This is a genomic window from Vibrio kanaloae, assembly GCF_024347535.1.
GTDB lineage: Bacteria > Pseudomonadota > Gammaproteobacteria > Enterobacterales > Vibrionaceae > Vibrio > Vibrio kanaloae.
Genome location: NZ_AP025497.1, coordinates 1,162,768 through 1,180,025, shown reverse-complemented (window position 1 = coordinate 1,180,025; position 17,258 = coordinate 1,162,768). Strand labels below are relative to the sequence as shown.

General features: G+C 44.2%; 15 protein-coding genes. 5 read left to right on the top strand and 10 right to left on the bottom strand.

Annotated features, from left to right (window positions below; translation table 11 throughout):
* Window positions 1–5 precede the first annotated feature (5 nt).
* From OCV24_RS05620 to OCV24_RS05610, 3 genes are read left to right on the top strand one after another with little or no spacing between them, the layout of a single operon-like run.
* Window positions 6–1,706: an ABC transporter permease gene (locus tag OCV24_RS05620; protein ID WP_137025440.1), complete on the top strand. Its 1,701-nt coding sequence runs from the start codon at window positions 6–8 to the stop codon at window positions 1,704–1,706.
* Window positions 1,672–2,322, top strand: coding sequence for an ATP-binding cassette domain-containing protein (locus OCV24_RS05615; RefSeq protein WP_050621884.1), 651 nt, complete (start codon window positions 1,672–1,674; stop codon window positions 2,320–2,322). Before OCV24_RS05620 ends, OCV24_RS05615 begins: the two co-directional genes overlap by 35 nt.
* On the top strand, window positions 2,312–2,929 hold the full coding sequence (locus OCV24_RS05610; RefSeq protein ID WP_048617663.1) for a CDP-alcohol phosphatidyltransferase family protein: 618 nt from the start codon (window positions 2,312–2,314) through the stop codon (window positions 2,927–2,929). The genes OCV24_RS05615 and OCV24_RS05610 overlap by 11 nt, the downstream gene beginning before the upstream one ends.
* An 81-nt stretch (window positions 2,930–3,010) precedes the next feature.
* Here OCV24_RS05610 and OCV24_RS05605 read toward each other — a convergent pair whose 3' ends face one another.
* The 3 genes from OCV24_RS05605 to OCV24_RS05595 form a co-directional block, all read right to left on the bottom strand.
* Window positions 3,011–3,964, bottom strand: coding sequence for a class I SAM-dependent methyltransferase (locus OCV24_RS05605; protein WP_050621882.1), 954 nt, complete (start codon window positions 3,962–3,964; stop codon window positions 3,011–3,013).
* Between the two features lie 8 nt (window positions 3,965–3,972).
* The gene (locus tag OCV24_RS05600; protein ID WP_017057106.1) at window positions 3,973–4,671 is read right to left on the bottom strand and encodes a TIGR01621 family pseudouridine synthase; all 699 of its coding nucleotides are present in this window, start codon (window positions 4,669–4,671) and stop codon (window positions 3,973–3,975) included.
* Window positions 4,672–4,945: 274 nt separating this feature from the next.
* Complete coding sequence (locus OCV24_RS05595) at window positions 4,946–6,379, bottom strand: sodium-dependent transporter (RefSeq protein ID WP_077680592.1); 1,434 nt, start codon at window positions 6,377–6,379, stop codon at window positions 4,946–4,948.
* A 367-nt stretch (window positions 6,380–6,746) separates the two neighbouring features.
* On the opposite strand from OCV24_RS05595, the gene cls reads away from it, so the two are divergent.
* Both cls and OCV24_RS05585 read left to right on the top strand, forming a co-directional pair.
* On the top strand, window positions 6,747–8,201 hold the full coding sequence (gene cls / locus OCV24_RS05590) for a cardiolipin synthase (RefSeq protein ID WP_077680593.1): 1,455 nt from the start codon (window positions 6,747–6,749) through the stop codon (window positions 8,199–8,201).
* A 175-nt stretch (window positions 8,202–8,376) separates the two neighbouring features.
* Window positions 8,377–9,561: a cystathionine beta-lyase gene (locus OCV24_RS05585; protein ID WP_017057103.1), complete on the top strand. Its 1,185-nt coding sequence runs from the start codon at window positions 8,377–8,379 to the stop codon at window positions 9,559–9,561.
* A gap of 106 nt (window positions 9,562–9,667) precedes the next feature.
* Here the strand turns inward: OCV24_RS05585 and OCV24_RS05580 are convergent, their stop codons facing one another.
* The 7 genes from OCV24_RS05580 to pspA all read right to left on the bottom strand — a co-directional run bounded on the left by OCV24_RS05580 (window position 9,668) and on the right by pspA (window position 16,992).
* Window positions 9,668–10,234, bottom strand: coding sequence for a DNA-3-methyladenine glycosylase I (locus OCV24_RS05580; protein ID WP_017057102.1), 567 nt, complete (start codon window positions 10,232–10,234; stop codon window positions 9,668–9,670).
* Window positions 10,235–10,311: 77 nt separating this feature from the next.
* Window positions 10,312–13,422, bottom strand: a complete 3,111-nt coding sequence (locus OCV24_RS05575) for an efflux RND transporter permease subunit (RefSeq protein ID WP_150878233.1) — start codon at window positions 13,420–13,422, stop codon at window positions 10,312–10,314.
* Entirely contained in the window at window positions 13,415–14,500 is a 1,086-nt protein-coding gene (locus OCV24_RS05570; protein ID WP_136980508.1) for an efflux RND transporter periplasmic adaptor subunit, read from the bottom strand. The genes OCV24_RS05575 and OCV24_RS05570 overlap by 8 nt, the downstream gene beginning before the upstream one ends.
* 1 nt (window position 14,501) lies before the next feature.
* Complete coding sequence (locus OCV24_RS05565) at window positions 14,502–15,536, bottom strand: efflux RND transporter periplasmic adaptor subunit (RefSeq protein ID WP_136996643.1); 1,035 nt, start codon at window positions 15,534–15,536, stop codon at window positions 14,502–14,504.
* Between the two features lie 157 nt (window positions 15,537–15,693).
* Window positions 15,694–16,080 carry an envelope stress response membrane protein PspC gene (pspC, locus tag OCV24_RS05560; RefSeq protein ID WP_136996640.1) on the bottom strand — a complete coding sequence of 129 codons (387 nt, stop codon included), beginning with the start codon at window positions 16,078–16,080 and terminating at the stop codon, window positions 15,694–15,696.
* The gene (pspB, locus tag OCV24_RS05555) at window positions 16,073–16,306 is read right to left on the bottom strand and encodes an envelope stress response membrane protein PspB (RefSeq protein ID WP_017057097.1); all 234 of its coding nucleotides are present in this window, start codon (window positions 16,304–16,306) and stop codon (window positions 16,073–16,075) included. The genes pspC and pspB overlap by 8 nt, the downstream gene beginning before the upstream one ends.
* A 14-nt stretch (window positions 16,307–16,320) precedes the next feature.
* A complete protein-coding gene (gene pspA, locus OCV24_RS05550) occupies window positions 16,321–16,992 on the bottom strand; it encodes a phage shock protein PspA (protein WP_060468009.1) in 672 nt (223 codons plus the stop codon).
* Between the last annotated feature and the right edge of the window lie 266 nt (window positions 16,993–17,258).

The window sequence follows — 17,258 nt, the reverse complement described above, 5'->3', positions numbered from 1 at the left end:
TCTTCATGCTACGCGCTCTATATTTTGTTGTTATAGCTGTATGCATTCTCCCAACCATTCCTGGGGTAGCGGGAGTCGTGGCTTCGTCACTGAGTTTCATCCCGCCCCTTGGTTTAGAGAAGCCAACACTCAACGGCTTTAGCCAAGTCTTTCAATGGGAAGGGGCTTGGCACTCTATTGGCTTAAGCCTAGGTTCAGCGATTGCAAGCAGCTATATCGCCTGCTTCCTGACCTTTTGTATTCTTCAAGCCTCTTGGGGAAACAAGTTTTGGAGAAAGATTGAGTTAACGCTATCACCAATGCTTGCCATTCCACATGTGGCTTTCGCTATCGGCTTTGCTTTTTTGTTTAGTCCAACGGGGCTTGGCGCAAGAGCGGTACATCACTTGCTCGGCGAATCGGCCACCAGCTCTGAATTGGCGTTATTGGTAAAAGACCCATACGCGTTCGGCTTAATCATTATGCTCGCACTCAAAGAAGTACCCTTCTTGTTGCTGATGAGTATATCGATACTTCAACAAATCGATGTAGAACGTATCACCAAGGTCAGTGCATCACTCGGTTACAGCCGTGCTCAGATCTGGTGGAAATGTATTTTCCCACAATGGTTTACTAAGCTTCGATTCCCAATGCTGGCGGTACTCGCTTACAGTGTCTCGGTTGTCGATATTGCTCTGATCATTGGCCCAACCAACCCGCCGACCTTTGCCGTTTTGGTATGGCAATGGTTCAACGATCCTGACCTAAATCTACTTCCTCGAGCTGCTGCTGGTGCCATCGTTTTGTTTGGTTTAGCTTCGTTGATCATCGCCTTGGCGCGTTTAGTTGAATGGGCGGTTCTTAAGTACTTTCGAACTTGGCAGTATTCCGGAAGAACAGGGGCAAACCTTCCGGGGAAAACGGTATTCACAGTCCTTGCTAGTCTTTCACTGCTGATCATTCCATTGATGGTAATTTGGAGCGTTGCTCAGCGTTGGCGCTTCCCTGATTTACTGCCGAGCCGCTATAGCATGCGTTTCTGGGAGTTCGAATGGGATGGCATCATGAGTACTGTGGGTCAAAGCTTATGGATTGGTCTGATTGCGGCTTCAGTCGCTCTGTTACTTGCGCTGATTGCTCACGAATACAGAATCAAATACAAGTGGCAAGTTCCGGGCTTCATTATCGCTATCCCAATGTTAATACCTCAACTATCGGTATTGTTTGGTATGCAAGTCACGACCCTCTACATCGGCAGTAGTGCCTATGAGTTCTGGGTGATTTGGGCGCATGTTTTCTTTGCTTTCCCGTTTGTGTATCTGTCTTTGGACGGCCCGTGGAAAAGCTTCAATGATGGGTTGATTAAAGCCTCGCTGAGCCTAGGTAAATCGCCATTTCAGAGTTGGTATTCAATCAAACTGCCAATCTTACTTCCTGCTATCGCCTTTGCTTGGGCGGTCGGGATCAGCGTGAGTTTGGCTCAGTACTTGCCAACATTGATGCTCGGCGCAGGCCGCATTAGCACGATCACCACAGAAGCCGTTGCCCTAACCAGTGGTTTCGACCGCAGGGTAACAGCAATCTATGCCATTTGGCAGGCCCTATTGCCTCTGTTCTTTTTCTCTTTAGCGATATTAGTCAGCCGACTTCAACTTAGATATCGCCGTCTTACTTTTAAAGGTCTCCTAAGTAATGAGTCTGTACCTCAACGACCTCGCCATCCGTAAAACCGATGGGGATTCGCTGTTCTCAGCGCTAAACGTAACATTAGAATCTGGCCAAATACTGGCTTTGATGGGGCCGAGTGGCTGCGGAAAGTCGACCTTACTGGATGCGATTGCTGGTCACTTAAGTGAAGAGTTTTCGTATTCTGGCACCGTTGTGTTGAACGATATTCAGCTCGACGAGCTTCCATCACATCAGCGTGAAGTCGGTATTTTGTTTCAAGATGACTTGTTGTTTCCGCACCTCAAAGTATGGGAAAACTTGGCCTTTTCGTTACCGAACTCTGTTAAAGGTTCCGCTCGCCAACAGCAAGCAATGGCTGCACTAAAAGACATAGAGCTAACTCACTTAGCTGAATCTTTCCCGGATCAAATATCTGGCGGTCAACGCGCAAGAATAAGCTTAACTCGTATGTTGTTAGCCAAGCCTAAACTCGCCCTGCTTGACGAACCGTTCAGCAAACTGGACCAAGAGTTAAGAGCACAATTTCGCGATTGGGTCTTCGAACAGCTGACCAAAGCGAATATTCCCACATTAATGGTCACGCACGACGAAGCCGATGTACCTCAAGGGGCAGAAGTACTGTCTTGGCCATGGAGAAGTAACCATGCTGGATAAGTACTCCATCAAAGTCATTAAGTGGCCATTAAATCAATCGGCTAAGTTACTGAACCAATTGGGTATCACGGCCAATCAAACCACGTTATTCGGATTTCTGGTTGGGTGTTTAGCATTTCCAGCGCTAGCATTTCAGCAATACGAGTGGGCGTTAGGCTTCATTGTATTCAACAGAGTGTGTGATGGGCTTGATGGAGCCTTGGCTCGAATCCAAGGCATTAGTGATGCGGGTGGTTTCCTCGACATCAGCCTAGATTTCCTATTCTACTCGTTGATCCCTTTTGGATTTGTCATTGCCAACCCAGAACATAACGCCATTGCCGGTGCATTTTTGATCTTCTCTTTTATCGGCACAGGCAGCAGCTTTTTAGCGTTTGCTGTTATGGCAGGCAAGCGAGGCATCGAAAACCCAGTCTATAAGCATAAGTCTCTGTACTACATGTCAGGGCTAACCGAAGGCACTGAAACCATCGCTTGTTTCATCGCGTTCTGTATTTGGCCTCAACACTTTGCGGTTATCGCTTACACCTTTGGTGCAGCTTGTTGGCTAACCACGTTCATGCGTATTTATTTTGGGTTCCAGACGCTCAAGAATCAAACCACCTAGTATTAGTTCCGTATTCCTCATAAACAAAAACGCCGCTCAGATGAGCGGCGTTGTTATATTCTAGCTAATACTTAAACCTAATTAGGCATCTGCAGAAGCGTTAATTTTAAATCTCAGAACCTTCAAGCTTGAATCAAGGTCGACATCGACAAACTCAGGCGGGTTGTCCAGACGCTCAATGAACTCAACGCTTGGTGCTTCTTCTGCCATCGTCTCAATCAGGAAGTTTGGTGAGACTGCTGGTGAGTTCACACACGCAATCACCTCACCGCCTTCTGTTAGAAGCTCAGGCAAACGACGTAAGATCTTTTTGTAATCTTTAGTTAAAGCAAAGCTGCCTTTTTGGAACGAAGGCGGATCGATGATAACGAGCTCGTAAGGGCCACCCTTCTTGATTTTCCCCCACGACTTAAAGATATCGTAACCAAGGAAGTTAACCGAACGCATATCGTGATCATTCAGACGGTGGTTATCGCGGCCTTTATTTAGTGAGCCTCGAGACATATCCACGTTCATGCACTGGCGAGCGCCACCAGCGATCGCCGCGACAGAGAAGCCACAAGTGTATGCGAACAGGTTAAGAACATTCTTATCCTTAGCATTATCTTGTACCCACTGACGACCATTGCGCATGTCTAGGAACAGACCAAAGTTCTGATTACGGCCAATATCTAATTGGTACTTAAGACCGTGCTCAACCACAACCGGAGAATCATTCAACTCGCCCCATAGAACCTCTGAAGGCGCGCCATCGGCATAACGGTGTTGCAGAACAATGCTTGTGCCCTGCTTTGATTGCCAGATATCTTTGTTGGTGAGTTCAACCAATCCAGCTTTGAGAGATGACAAGAATTCATCGTCTACTTCTTTAAACACGTTAACCAGTAGTTGTCCATCAACCCAGTCACATGTCAGTTGCTCTAGACCAGGCCAAAACTTACCGCGGCCGTGGAAAATACGGCGTAGTTCGTTTGGTACTTCATTAAGTTGCTGTTCAATATGACTAAAAAACAGAGGTAAAGCTGATGCTTCCATTATTTCACTCACTTAGTGTTTAGCTTTGGCCAAGTTAATGACCAAGGTTCAAGCCAGTTGTCTAAACCGTTCGACACGGTTTCCTGATGCCACTTCTCACCCAAGGAGTTTAGGCTTCTTGGATCGCAAACATATTCGTAGGCCTGTGATTGATAGGTAAATCGAATCGCGAAGGCATGCAGATAACCTCTGTCAGCCTCACTCGACGGATTATAAATAGGGTCGCCAACAATGGCTGAGCCGATCGATTTCATCGCGACACGGATCTGATGAGTTCGCCCCGTATAGGGTTTACATAAAAGCAGACGTTCACCGGGTTCAGCCGTTGCTGATAAAAACTGAGTAATCGCCGGATTCTCTTTGGATGTCAGAAGTTTCCAACTTGAGCGTCTTGATCGCTCCATATCTCCAGAAATCAAACCCTGCTTTTTCTTTGGCTTCTTAGAACCAATCGCAAGGTAATATTTCTCTACTTCACGCTTTGCAAATAGCTGTGAAAGCTCGCTCGCCGCCAACGCATTTTTTGCTAGCAGTAGAATGCCCGAGGTCATTTTATCTAGTCGATGAACGAGATACAGCTTAGGCTCATTAATTGCCTTAGCAACTTCTTGAAGCAACATGGTATCGCCATCGTCTTTGTGGACGCTGACTCCAGGATGCTTATTGATAAGTAAAAAATCAGAGTGGTTCAGAAGAATATCGAACATGTAAAGGCTAGCTCCATTGTAGAGCGTGGAGTATACCGTGTCTGAACCCAGAATCCAGCTACGAAAAAGTCCAACGAACTCAATAAACTTTCTTTCTCACGAACAATTTCACACTAAACTTACCTAAATCAAAATGCTGATCAACTAATCGTTAATGGTATTTATACTAAGTACCAAGAGGGTAACTTTAGTTATTGTTATTAACGAATAGAGTCGTAAGCATAAAAAAACGGGAGCCTCAAGCTCCCGTTTATCCATTGACTTTAGCTTACGATTAGAATTTTTTAGAAATTACCGCAGAGCCAGCAATGATACCAATACCTAGTAGCATAATTGCCCCTTTACCGCTGTCGAAGCCAGAAGAGATACCCATAAACGCTACGATAGCGATAGCTACTGGGATGATGTACTTAACTAGCGTGTACCACAGACCGAACAATGGGAAAGAAACTTCACCGTCGTTAGTGATTTCTTTCTCTAGGTCAGCACGGTTTAGTCTCCAACCAGCAAAGATACATACCAACATACCGCCAACTGCCAGGAAGATCTTGTCAGTCAATAGGTCAAAGATATCGAATGCACCAGTATCAAACAGTGTTGGACCGAAGCCACCAAGTGATAAAGAAGCAAAGATACATAGAATAGCCATCACTGAACTTGCAGTCAGTACTGCTGTTACACGCTTCATGCCTTTTTCATCAATTAGGTAAGAAACCACAACTTCAAGTAGAGATACTGAAGAAGTCAGTGCCGCAACACTCAGACCAACGAAGAACATAAGAGCAAATAGAAGACCAACTACGCCGCCCATTTCAGCAAATAGCTGAGGAACAACCACGAATACTAGACCCGGACCAGCTGCAGGTTCCATACCGAATGCGAACATTGCAGGGAACATTGCAACACCAGCTAGGATAGCAACACCTGTATCCATTGCCGTAACCATAGCCGTAGTTTGAACTAGGTTTTCTTTCTTCTTAAGGTAAGAGCCGTAAGTCAACATACAACCCATACCAAGACTTAGTGAGAAGAATGCTTGACCTAGCGCTGCTAGAATTACACCGCTGTCTACTTTAGAGAAGTCAGGGCTGAATAGGAATTCAAGACCAGCCATCGCGCCCGGAAGCATGATACCTTTAATTGATACCACGATAAGGATGATGAAAAGAATTGGCATCAATATCTTACCCGCCTTCTCAATACCACCAGAGATACCTTTAATAACGATAACAACGTTAAGCAATAGATACAGGCCCATCCACATTAATGGTTGAACTGGGTTTGAGATAAAGCCGCCGAAGCTATCACCAATGGCTTCTGGTGCTTCAAGAAGACCACCAGCAATTTTACCAATGTATGCGATTGACCAACCACCTACAACTGGGTAAAAGCCCATGATCAATAGGCCGCTAAACACACCGATTACGCCGGCGAACGTCCAACGACGGTCTGTTGTTTTAAATGCACCTACTGCTGATCTTTGCGTATGACGGCCAATCGCAAATTCAGTCAACATGACACTGAAACCGATAAAGATGACAAAAAACAGGTAGATTGCAACGAATGCACCGCCGCCGCTTTCGCCTGCTGTGTAAGGGAATTTCCAAATGTTACCTAAGCCAACAGCAGAACCTGCTGCAGCCATTACGAATCCTAACTTCGAACCCCAGGTATCGCGAGGTGTTGTGGTTGTATTACTCGTAGCCACGTGTACTCCAAACTTTTGTGTTATGTGATGTTGTGTTTTGCTTTGGGTGGCGTCTTTAAAAGATAAGGTGTATAAATAAATTTACACAACTAAAAGATTTGATTGACGCTCGTTATATAGCAAGTAAACCAGTTTAAAAATAAAATTGGAAGCGCGAACCGTACATATTTCGTTACCAGTGTAAATTTTTATGGTTAAATAGTACGCTTTCGCTCAAAACAATCGCTTTCTTCTTAAGTTAACTAAAACTTAACAACTTTAACCTATTTACAGCTTTTGCTCTATTTTGTAAATAGTTGATTCCTTAAATTCCCATATTCTTAAAATAGCATTACTATCTAACTGTCTCTTTTTTCGAGTATTCAATGTGGAAAAGTTCTACCATTTTTTAACTTTGGCTTCTGTTGCTTTGTACTGGGTTCTTGTCGCCGGTGTAACTTTACGTATCGTACTAAAACGACGTTCTCTCAGTGTTTCTCTTTCCTGGCTCATGATTATTTACATACTTCCTATTGTTGGAGTCGCTTTTTACTTCCTTTTTGGTGAGCTGAATCTTGGTAAAAAGCGAGCTGAACGTGCGCACCGAATGTTTACTCCCTTTGGTGATTGGTTCCGCCAGTTAAATAATTGCCAACTTCACCAGCCCGGTAAAGTCGGCTCCCCAATCCACAAGATTGATGAACTTTGTAACAATAGGATGGGCATTCCTGCACTCAGTGGTAACACGCTTTCACTGCAAGCTTCTCCTAATGAGAGCTTACAATCAATTATCGAAGATATAGAAAATGCACAGACCAGCATTAAGATGGTTTTCTATATTTGGCACCCTGGTGGCCTGACCGATTCTGTAGCTTCAGCTCTTATCCGAGCAGCCAAACGCGGCGTCGATGTTAAGGTTTTGCTCGATTCAGCAGGTAGCCCTCGCTTCTTCAGGAGCCACTGGCTTCTAATGATGAAAAACGCGGGCGTCCAAGTTGTGCAAGCGTTGGAAGTGAGCCCATGGCGTATTTTTTTGCGACGCTTAGATTTAAGACAACACCGCAAAATCATCGTAATTGACGAATCCATTGCTTATACCGGTTCAATGAACATGGTTGACCCTATCCATTTCAAGCAGAGCTCAGGGGTGGGTCACTGGATCGACGTAATGGTCCGTATAACTGGCCCAACCGTTAACGTGCTGTCGGCAATCCATGGTTGGGATTGGGAAGTTGAAACGGGCGAACGAATTCTTCCAGACTTACCGAAATGTCCTGTTGAAGAAATAATGACTCATCATCCAGTTCAAGTTGTTCCATCAGGCCCGGGGATGCCTGAGTATTTAATCCTGCAAGTTCTAACTATTGCCATTAATCAGGCAAATAAATCTCTATGCATCACTACACCCTACTTTGTCCCTAGCGCAGACTTATTAGAGACACTTAAAATGACAGCTCAACGTGGTGTAAAGGTAGAACTGATCATTCCGCACAACAACGATTCATTAATGGTTAAATGGGCTTCTCGCGCCTTTTATACCGAACTGCTTGAAGCGGGAGTGAAAATTTATGAATTTTATGGTGGCCTTCTCCATACGAAGTCCGTCGTGGTTGATGAAGAATTCTGTTTGATCGGAACGGTCAATATTGACATGCGTAGTCTCTGGCTCAATTTTGAAGTCACACTTGCCGTCGATGATGTACACTTCACACGACAACTATCAGAATTACAAAAGTCTTACATAGAGTCGGCTCATCAAGTTGAGTTAGAAAGATGGGAAAAAAGAAGCCTACGTAACCGCTTCTTTGAAAGGTTGTTCTATTTGTTCAATCCACTGCTTTAATGAGCTCAAAGAGTCAGTAATAACTAACAACTAATCATTTCCTAACTACGCTCTTAACCGTTAGCCCTAAATCACGACAAAAATTAAAAAGTGTAAAAACTCCAGCCTCCCTCTTGATTTGGGGGCTGCTAGCGTGTTTTAAATAGAACATAATCATCGATAAGGAATTCACAGCATGTCCGAAAGCAAAACCACCAAGCTCATCACAGCAGGTCGTGATAAGAAGTGGACCAATGGCGTCGTAAACCCACCAGTTCAACGAGCTTCTACTGTCGTTTTCAACACAGTAGAAGAGAAACGTAAAGCGACCGTTAATCGCGCTAACAAGACTCTTTTCTACGGACGCCGCGGCACTACGACTCATTTCGCGTTTCAAGATGCAATGGTTGAAGTTGAAGGCGGTGCAGGCTGTGCTCTTTATCCTTGTGGTACAGCAGCAATCTCAAACGCAATCTTATCTTTTGTAGAAACAGGAGACCATATTCTCATGGTTGACACCTGTTACGAACCAACTCGTGATTTTTGCGAAACCATCATGAAAAAGATGGGTGTGGAAACAACTTACTATAAACCAACCATTGGCGAAGACATTAAAGATCTTATAAAGCCAAACACCAAAGTGCTTTTTACCGAGTCTCCGGGTTCGGTCACCATGGAAGTACAAGACATCCCAACACTAGCACGTATTGCTCACGAGCATGAAATCATCGTTATGCTAGACAACACTTGGGCAGCAGGCGTTAACTTCTCTCCGTTTGATTTCGGTGTTGATATCTCGATTCAAGCAGCGACCAAATACATCGTTGGCCATTCTGATGTAATGTTGGGGACCGCTGTTGCCAACGAAAAATGCTGGGAACAACTACGAGAACAGAGTTACTTGATGGGACAATGTGTCTCTCCAGATGACGCTTATCTTGGTCTTCGTGGTATTCGAACTCTTGATGTTCGACTACGCCAACACGCAGAAAGTAGCTTGAAAGTCGCAAAATGGTTAGAGACTCGTCCTGAAGTTGACCACGTTCGTCACCCGGCTCTAGAGACTTGCCCTGGCCATGAGTTCTTCAAACGAGATTTTACTGGTGGTAATGGCTTGTTCTCTTTTGTTTTAAAGAACTCAAACCCACAAGCAACGACGGCGCTGCTTGACGGCATGACCCACTTTAGCATGGGTTACTCATGGGGTGGATTTGAGAGTTTGATTCTAGCGAATGAACCAAGCAGCTTTAACAGCCTGAGAACCGTAGCAAATCCAAACTTAGAAGGAACTCTGATACGCGTTCATATCGGCTTAGAAGACGTCGATGACTTGATTGCAGATCTAGAGGGTGGCTTAGAACGTTACAGCGCTCTGGTTTAATTTCAAGAGTCATACCAATCGTATTATTCATATCAAAAAGGCAGGACTATCCTGCCTTTTCTATGTTCGATTGCCTCACAATTATTTCGTCAAAAGAAATAGCACTTTATTTATGAGGACAACCGACTAAGTGATCATTGACCATACCGGTCGCTTGCATGAACGCGTAACAGATTGTTTCCCCGACAAACTTAAAGCCTCTCTTTTTCAAAAACTTACTCATCGCTTTAGATTGCTCGGTAGAAGCGGGAACTTGAGACATCTCGGTCCATTGATTCACAATCACTTCGTTATCGACAAATTGCCATAAGGCATTTGAAAGAGAGCCGAACTCTTTCTGTAATTCAAGCGTTGCTCGCGCATTGTTGTATACCGAAGCAATCTTACCCTTATGCTTAACCACATCGAAGTTTTCAATGATATTCGCCACATTGTCTTCATTGAGTTCGGCTAGCTTGTTGAGATCATAGTTATCAAATGCGGCACGGTAGCCTTCGCGCTTTTTGAGTATCGTGATCCAACTCAGGCCAGCTTGTGCCCCCTCTAACGTAATGAATTCAAACAACACTTGGTCGTCGTAAACAGGTACGCCCCACTCAGCGTCGTGATATTCCCTTTCCAGTTCATGTTTAAGAGCCCATGCGCAGGTTCTATCCGATGTGTTCGCTGCCATTTTTGTATTCTCTTTTATCAATCGGTATATAAAAATAACGCCCCATTCAGGGGCACTATTTCAAAGGTTAATTGCCGTTAAGCCACTTTAATCTTATGGAATAGACGATACAACACAGGTACTACGATTAGCGTCAGTACAGTCGCAAAACCCAAACCAAACATAATAGTTACTGCCATTGGTTTGAAGAAGATATCTGGCAATAGCGGGATCATACCTAGAATAGTTGTGATCGCCGCCATGCATACCGGACGAACACGGCTTAATGCAGCGTCAACAACCGCTATGTACGGATCTTTACCTGACTTCATTTCAATCTCAATTTGATCCAGCAGCACAATACCGTTTTTGAGCAGCATTCCCGATAAACTCAAGAAACCTAACAGAGCCATAAAACCAAATGGTGTATTCAAGGCTAACAGGCCTGTCGTTACCCCTATTAACGCCAACGGAACCGTTAACCAAACAATTAAAGGCTCTTTCACTGAGTTAAATAAGAACACGGTAATCAAGAACATGAACAAATAGCCAAGAGGCATGGTTGTGAACAGTGACGCCTGTGCATCTGCTGACGATTCATATTCACCACCCCATTCCAATGAGTAACCCGGAGGCATCTCAATCGCTTCAATTTGTGGTTGTAATCGTTTTTGCAGAGTCGAAGCAGTTTCTTCACCCAACAAGTCATTATCGGCCATTACCGTTAGCATGCGCTTACGGTTCTTACGAATGATCAGTGGATCTTCCCATTCCAGCTCGTAGCCTAACGTGACTTGTTGCAATGGGATGTATTCATTTAATGCTGGGCTCCAGATCTTCATGCCTTCGATGTTACGAATGTCGACACGCTCACCTTCTGGTAAACGAGCCACAATCGGCATCAACGTTGTACCATCACGATACACACCAATCGACTTACCAGAGAAAGACATCGCGAGGAAATCATCAACGTCTGATTTTGTAATACCATAACGGCGTGCTTGGCTTTCATTGAACTGAGGTTTTAGCACCTTGGTTCTTTCACGCCAATCATGACGAATATTAAATGCACCTTCATCGGCATGCATTATATCCATCACTTGAGCTGCAATTGTACGTAATACCGTTGGATCAGAACCTACAATTCGTGCTTCAATTTTCGCTCCGCCACCAGGGCCCAATTCGATTTGTTTGAGTTTATAGTCAATTTCAGGAAACTGACCATTTACATGTTCACGGAAACGCAGCATCAACCCTTCAAGTACTTCGTAACTTTTCACACGAACCGTTATCTCGCCATAGGCGCTATAACTTTTCTCTGGTGAGTAAGTTAGCATGAAGCGTTGTAGACCTTTACCTGCCGTCGTCGTGATATGATCAACTTCCTCCTGTTTTGATAACCAACTTTCAAGAACTTTAAGCTTGGTGTTGGTTGCACGAATATCGCTCCCTTCCGGCATCCACACATCCACTTGGAACATTGGTGTGGTTGAAGATGGGAAGAAGGCCTGTTTCACAAAACCAAAACCATAAACACTCGCTCCCAAACCGATAATCAAAACGAGCATGGTGAGCCACGCACGCTTCATACAGAACTCAAGGAAGTTTTTATAGATAACAAAAACCATCCCGTTGTATGGGTCTTTGCCTTCGTTATCAGGATCAACCTTTTGACCTTTGAAGAACATGTCAGCAAAGAAAGGCGTAATTGAGATAGCAGTAAACCAACTCAGCATTAACGAGACAAGTAGCACCGTAAACAAGGTGCCACAGTATTCGCCAGTTGAATCTTCAGACAAGCCGATAGGAGCAAAAGCTGTGACTGCAATAACCGTTGCACCCAACAATGGCCATTTGGTTTGGGTAACGATATCGGTGGCGGCCTGCATCCGGGTTCGCCCCTTCTGCGTGCCGATCAATACTCCTTCCACCACCACAATGGCATTATCCACCAGCATCCCCAAGGCGATAACCAAAGCGCCTAATGAAATACGTTGAAGGTCGATCTTGAGGTATTGCATGAAAATGAAGGTACCGAAAACAGTCAACAGCAGTATTAAACCGATCAGAAGACCCGACCGTAGCCCCATGAAGAACAAGAGAACCACAATCACGATTGCAACCGCTTGCCCTAAACTGACTACAAAACCGCTTACCGACTTATCGACTTCTTTTGGTTGGTTATAAACCTCAGAAATGTCAATACCAACTGGCTGTTGATATTTAAGCTCTGCAAGCCGTCGATCAAAGGCTTCCCCCACCTCAACCACGTTCACGCCCTGCGCAAATGAGACACCAAGGTTGAGGGCGAGTTTACCGTTATAGCCAATGATATTACTCGGAACCTCAACATAACCACGAGTGACGTCAGCTACATCTTTTAAATAGATGAGGCCTTGAGCACCACCTTCCGTCAAAATTAAATCACCGAGTTGTTCAACATTCTGGAACTCACCCGTGGGATGAATTCGAATGTACTCATCACCAATCCTTACCGCACCCGCACTTGATACAATGTTTTGAGTCGATAAAAGATTAAATACCGTGCTCGGAGAGAGGCCCAAAGAGCTAATACGTTTCATCGATATCTCAATGAAGACTTGCTCTTGCTGTTGACCGGAAACAGAAACTTTACTGACCCCATCAACCAACTCCATCTCTCGCCTTAAATAATCAATGTAATCCAACAGCTCTTTGTAACTGTAGCCATCCCCCGTCACCGCCAGCAAAATACCGTAAACGTCACCGAAGTCATCGATGACTTGAGGATCATTAACGCCGGGTGGCAGTTCCACCTTAAGATCATTCACTTTTCGGCGAAGTTCATCCCATATTTGCGGAAGATAATCGGGACCATAGTTATTCTTCATCGTTACCGTTACCTGCGACAGGCCACGGCTTGAGATGGAGTTCACTTCATCCACATAAGTAAGCTGTTGAATCGCTTTCTCTAGCGGATAAGTCACTTCCTCTTCCACTTGCTGAGGGGTCGCCCCAGGGTATGAAGTCACGACCATCGCATCTTTGATAGTAAAGGCAGGATCTTCTAAACGACCCAATCCGAAAAATGCTGAGACACCACCAATAAGAAAGATCAAAGATAGCATCCAGCTAATGACTTTGTTACGTATAAAGTAAGAAGCAACACCTGTGATCTGATCATCACCCTGTTGATCGTCATTTTGGGGCTTGTTATTTACTTCACTCATTGTTCGTCTCCTGAGATAATACTTCCACTGTCATCCCATTTCGCAATCGCGATACGCCTGCAACAACAACATGCTGCCCCATTTCTAATCCTTTCATTATCTGCAATGTCTTCTGGTTTGCTTTTCCTAACACAACTTGCTGCTTCGAGACGGTGCTGTCATCATTAAGTACCCACACATAAGAGTTTTGACGAGTTAACTCATCACCATCGGCATTAAAGACAGCTTCGATTGGAATAAGGACGCCGGCTTTTAAATCCAAACCGATATCTCGCCCATTAGAAGTCACATCAACGGCCATACCATCAAGAATCAAATCATCTTTTGGCATAGGCAAAGCAAGTGTAACGGTGAAAGTCCCAGTGCTTGGGTCTGGTTCAGTCGTGAACTCCTTAATACTCGCAGTGTATTCATTACCACTAGGTACTCGAACCAAAGCTTCTACATTCGATAAAAGTTGTTCGCTTGGCTGGTTCACATAAATCTGGTCTGGTAGTTGGATAACCACTTCCACATTCTCAACACTGTGAATATTTACAACCTGTTGGCCAACCTGAATATTTTCATATTGATCAACACTGACTCGAGAGATAATCCCATCAACCGGGGCACGAAGCTTAGTGAACGATAACCGTAATTTAGCAAGCTCTAATTCCGAATAAGCAATCTGACGTTGCGCGGCGATTTCATCAAACTGCGATTTCGCTAATAGCCCTTTCTTCACGAGCGGACTCGAACGCCTATATTGGCTGTTGATTACCGTGTAACGCGCCTGAGCGTTGTCTACATCCAATTGGTAATCGGTAGGATCTAACTCAGCAATGATGTCTCCGGCTTTAACCCGCTCACCTTCTTTTACATCCAGCTTATTGATCTCTCCTGCGACACGAAAGCTAAGGCGGGCTTTCTCTGCAGCATTAGCCACCGCCGGGAAATAAAGCTTATCGCTAAAATCGATGACTGAAATCTCGACGGCTTTAACCAAGGGCGTGTTATCCACTTCTACCACTTGTTTATCTTCACAAGCCGTCAGTAAGGCTAAACACGACAGGCCGGCGGCCACTTTAAGTGTTTTCATGTTATAGCCCCCTTTCCTTAACCCACTCTCGAACCTTAACACCCGGTTCAAGACCATTAACGCCAGAAGTGACAATACGGTCTCCATCGTTCAGCCCAGAGACAATATGACGTTTTTCATCAATCACGATTGCCACATTCTCAACAATACCGTCATCATTAACACGCCACACTGACACATCATCACCATCGGTTATCATGGCAGAGGGTGGTATTTTGGTTGCCGCAGCGAGAGCAGACACGAGATTTACCGTGCCAGACATGCCCGGCAAAATACCGATATCGGTTGGTCTTTCCATCACCATCGTTACTTTATATGAACTTGTTTTCGGATCCGCTTCGGTATCAACCTCTTGGAAGGTTAAAGCGTAAGGGTTTTCAGGGAACGCATCAAATACCATGGTTGCGTCGGTTTCGAACCCAGAAGAAAAGCGCGAGATAAGTTGATCGGGTAATAGGAAAACGACTTTAAGAACCTGATTGGTTTGAATATTCATCACACCTTGTTTCGCAGCGATATATTCATGGTTTTCAGCTGGAATAATGGAAATTGTTCCATCGTAAGGCGCGACTAGGGTCGTGTAACGCAGGTTAGCTTTAGCTTGATTAAGAACAGCTTTAGCGGAATTGTGATTGGCTTTCGCTTGGTCGAAATCTTGTTCTGAAACCACGCGATCTTTACGTAATTTGATCGCACGTTGATACTGTACATCAGCAAGCTTAAAGTTGGCCCTCGCTTGTTTCTCTAACAACTGATATTCATCTGGATTTAGTGTTGCAAGTGCGTCGCCTTTAGTAACCTGTTGACCCGAAGTGACGTCAATAGTCTGAAGTAACCCGGGAACACGGAATGCAAGGACTGCTTTATTACCGGCTTCTGTGGTGGCAGGAAAGCTACGTTCAAAGGCATTATTGCCGACAGAGACAGTGAAGAGTTTGGCGGGCCTAGAATCAGGCTCAGGTACCGGAGGAAGCTCCTTACCACACCCAAACAACCATGCGATGGCTGTCAATAGGACTACGGAGGCTCTATACATTGGTAATCATCCATAATTATAAATATTGTTATAACATAGATTAATCACATGTAACTTACCAATTATCGTAAGATTTATTTAGACAAAATTATCAAAAATAATAATGGTTTAGGATCAGCAGTCCCAAACCATTATCTAATATTTTTAGGTTTTACTACTACATTCTCTTAAATGCGCGGTCGACTTTAAAAGTATCTGAGGTGACATAGGCTTCCATGTTGCGCACACTCGTCTCTAACTTCTGGAAATCACCTTCTAGAGTGCCCAATAAAGACTCGGCTGTTTGTCCTTTTTCCCAAGGTTTTTGCTTCAATGTATGTTCTTGCTTGGCTTTCATTTCATCGACATACTGGGACGGTTGTTTTTCAAGCATGAACGTCAAAGCTAAATACGCGAGTAAAACGAGGAAGCTGCCTCCAAGCAGTGCGGCAGAGATAACCAAGATACGAACCAACCACACTTCCAGGCCAAAGTAGTTCGCTAACCCTGCACACACACCAGACAATTTACCGTTGATTGGATCGCGATACAGTTCTTTACTCATAGTTTCGCCTCCAGTTAGGTGACTCCGAATCCAGTATTTTTTCTAGTGTTTTCACACGGTCTTGCATAGATTCAGCTTGAGCTGAAAGCTTGTGCAAGCGCTGAAGATCCGTTTCAGAAAGACCGTTACTGGACTTCTTCTTGCTGCGGTAATGTAAGAATAACCATAGCGGTGCCACGAAGATCAAGAAGACAATCAGTGGACCTGCAATTAGAAATGTTGACATAGACAACTCCTAAATTATTTATCGCGGTTTTCAACTTGTTGCTTCAGTTTCGCTAGCTCTTGTTCAATTTCATCTTGAGCTTGTAGCTCTGCAAATTCTTGGTCTAGAGATTTTGCATTGCCTGTTTTTGCGTAAACGTCTGCTTCAGCTTCTAATTCATCTACTTTACGCGAGAATTGCTCAAACTTCGCCATTGCTTCGTTGGTTTTGCTTGAATGCAGGTGTTTTTGAACATCACGACGATTACTCGCGGCATTATTACGAATCATTAAAGCTTGCTGCTTTGCGCGAGTCTCGGCAATTTTGGTTTCTAGCTTACCAATCTCGCTGGTTAGCTTTTCAATCGTTTCATGAACCAAAGTTTGTTCGGTATGTAGACTCTTAAGGATATCTTCCAGTTTTTGCTTTTCGATCAGCGCCGCTCTCGCCAAATCTTCACGTTGTTTAGTCAGTGCTAGCGTCGCTTTATTTTGCCAATCTACAATCTGCGTTTCGATAGCTTCAACTTTACGCGCTAGCTCCTTTTTGTCTGCAATGGCTTTTGCTGAGTTAGTGCGAACTTCAACCAACGTGTCTTCCATTTCTTGTATAATCAGGCGAATCATCTTTTCAGGATCTTCAGCCTTATCTAATAGTGCACTGATGTTTGAATTTACAATGTCTGCAAAGCGAGAAAAAATACCCATGAGGAACTCCTTAATTATAATGACGGCAAATGTGCTTTAAATCGTTGTTCGACTTCCAATCCACTTGCTCACAAATTTACGTTTATTATTAAACCTACTGTAAGTAATCCAAGTAGCGTGCCAACTCTTAAACTATTTATAATCAGTAAGTTACAATAAAATGGTGATTAATTCGAACCATGCTATGATGAATTTAGCCAAGTATTGGTATTTTTCACCACTACAGCCCTTATATGACCTCCACCAGCACTCAGCTCACACAAGGA

Bases quoted from the DNA above. Each gene is read 5' to 3' on its own strand.
- OCV24_RS05565 (WP_136996643.1), bottom strand. From the start codon at position 15,536: ATGTATAGAGCCTCCGTAGTCCTATTGACAGCCATCGCATGGTTGTTT.
- OCV24_RS05580 (WP_017057102.1), bottom strand. From the start codon at position 10,234: ATGGCAGCGAACACATCGGATAGAACCTGCGCATGGGCTCTTAAACAT.
- OCV24_RS05570 (WP_136980508.1), bottom strand. From the start codon at position 14,500: ATGAAAACACTTAAAGTGGCCGCCGGCCTGTCGTGTTTAGCCTTACTG.
- pspA (WP_060468009.1), bottom strand. From the start codon at position 16,992: ATGGGTATTTTTTCTCGCTTTGCAGACATTGTAAATTCAAACATCAGT.
- pspC (WP_136996640.1), bottom strand. From the start codon at position 16,080: ATGAGTAAAGAACTGTATCGCGATCCAATCAACGGTAAATTGTCTGGT.
- OCV24_RS05620 (WP_137025440.1), top strand. From the start codon at position 6: ATGCTACGCGCTCTATATTTTGTTGTTATAGCTGTATGCATTCTCCCA.
- OCV24_RS05610 (WP_048617663.1), top strand. From the start codon at position 2,312: ATGCTGGATAAGTACTCCATCAAAGTCATTAAGTGGCCATTAAATCAA.
- OCV24_RS05585 (WP_017057103.1), top strand. From the start codon at position 8,377: ATGTCCGAAAGCAAAACCACCAAGCTCATCACAGCAGGTCGTGATAAG.
- OCV24_RS05605 (WP_050621882.1), bottom strand. From the start codon at position 3,964: ATGGAAGCATCAGCTTTACCTCTGTTTTTTAGTCATATTGAACAGCAA.
- pspB (WP_017057097.1), bottom strand. From the start codon at position 16,306: ATGTCAACATTTCTAATTGCAGGTCCACTGATTGTCTTCTTGATCTTC.
- OCV24_RS05615 (WP_050621884.1), top strand. From the start codon at position 1,672: ATGAGTCTGTACCTCAACGACCTCGCCATCCGTAAAACCGATGGGGAT.
- OCV24_RS05575 (WP_150878233.1), bottom strand. From the start codon at position 13,422: ATGAGTGAAGTAAATAACAAGCCCCAAAATGACGATCAACAGGGTGAT.
- OCV24_RS05600 (WP_017057106.1), bottom strand. From the start codon at position 4,671: ATGTTCGATATTCTTCTGAACCACTCTGATTTTTTACTTATCAATAAG.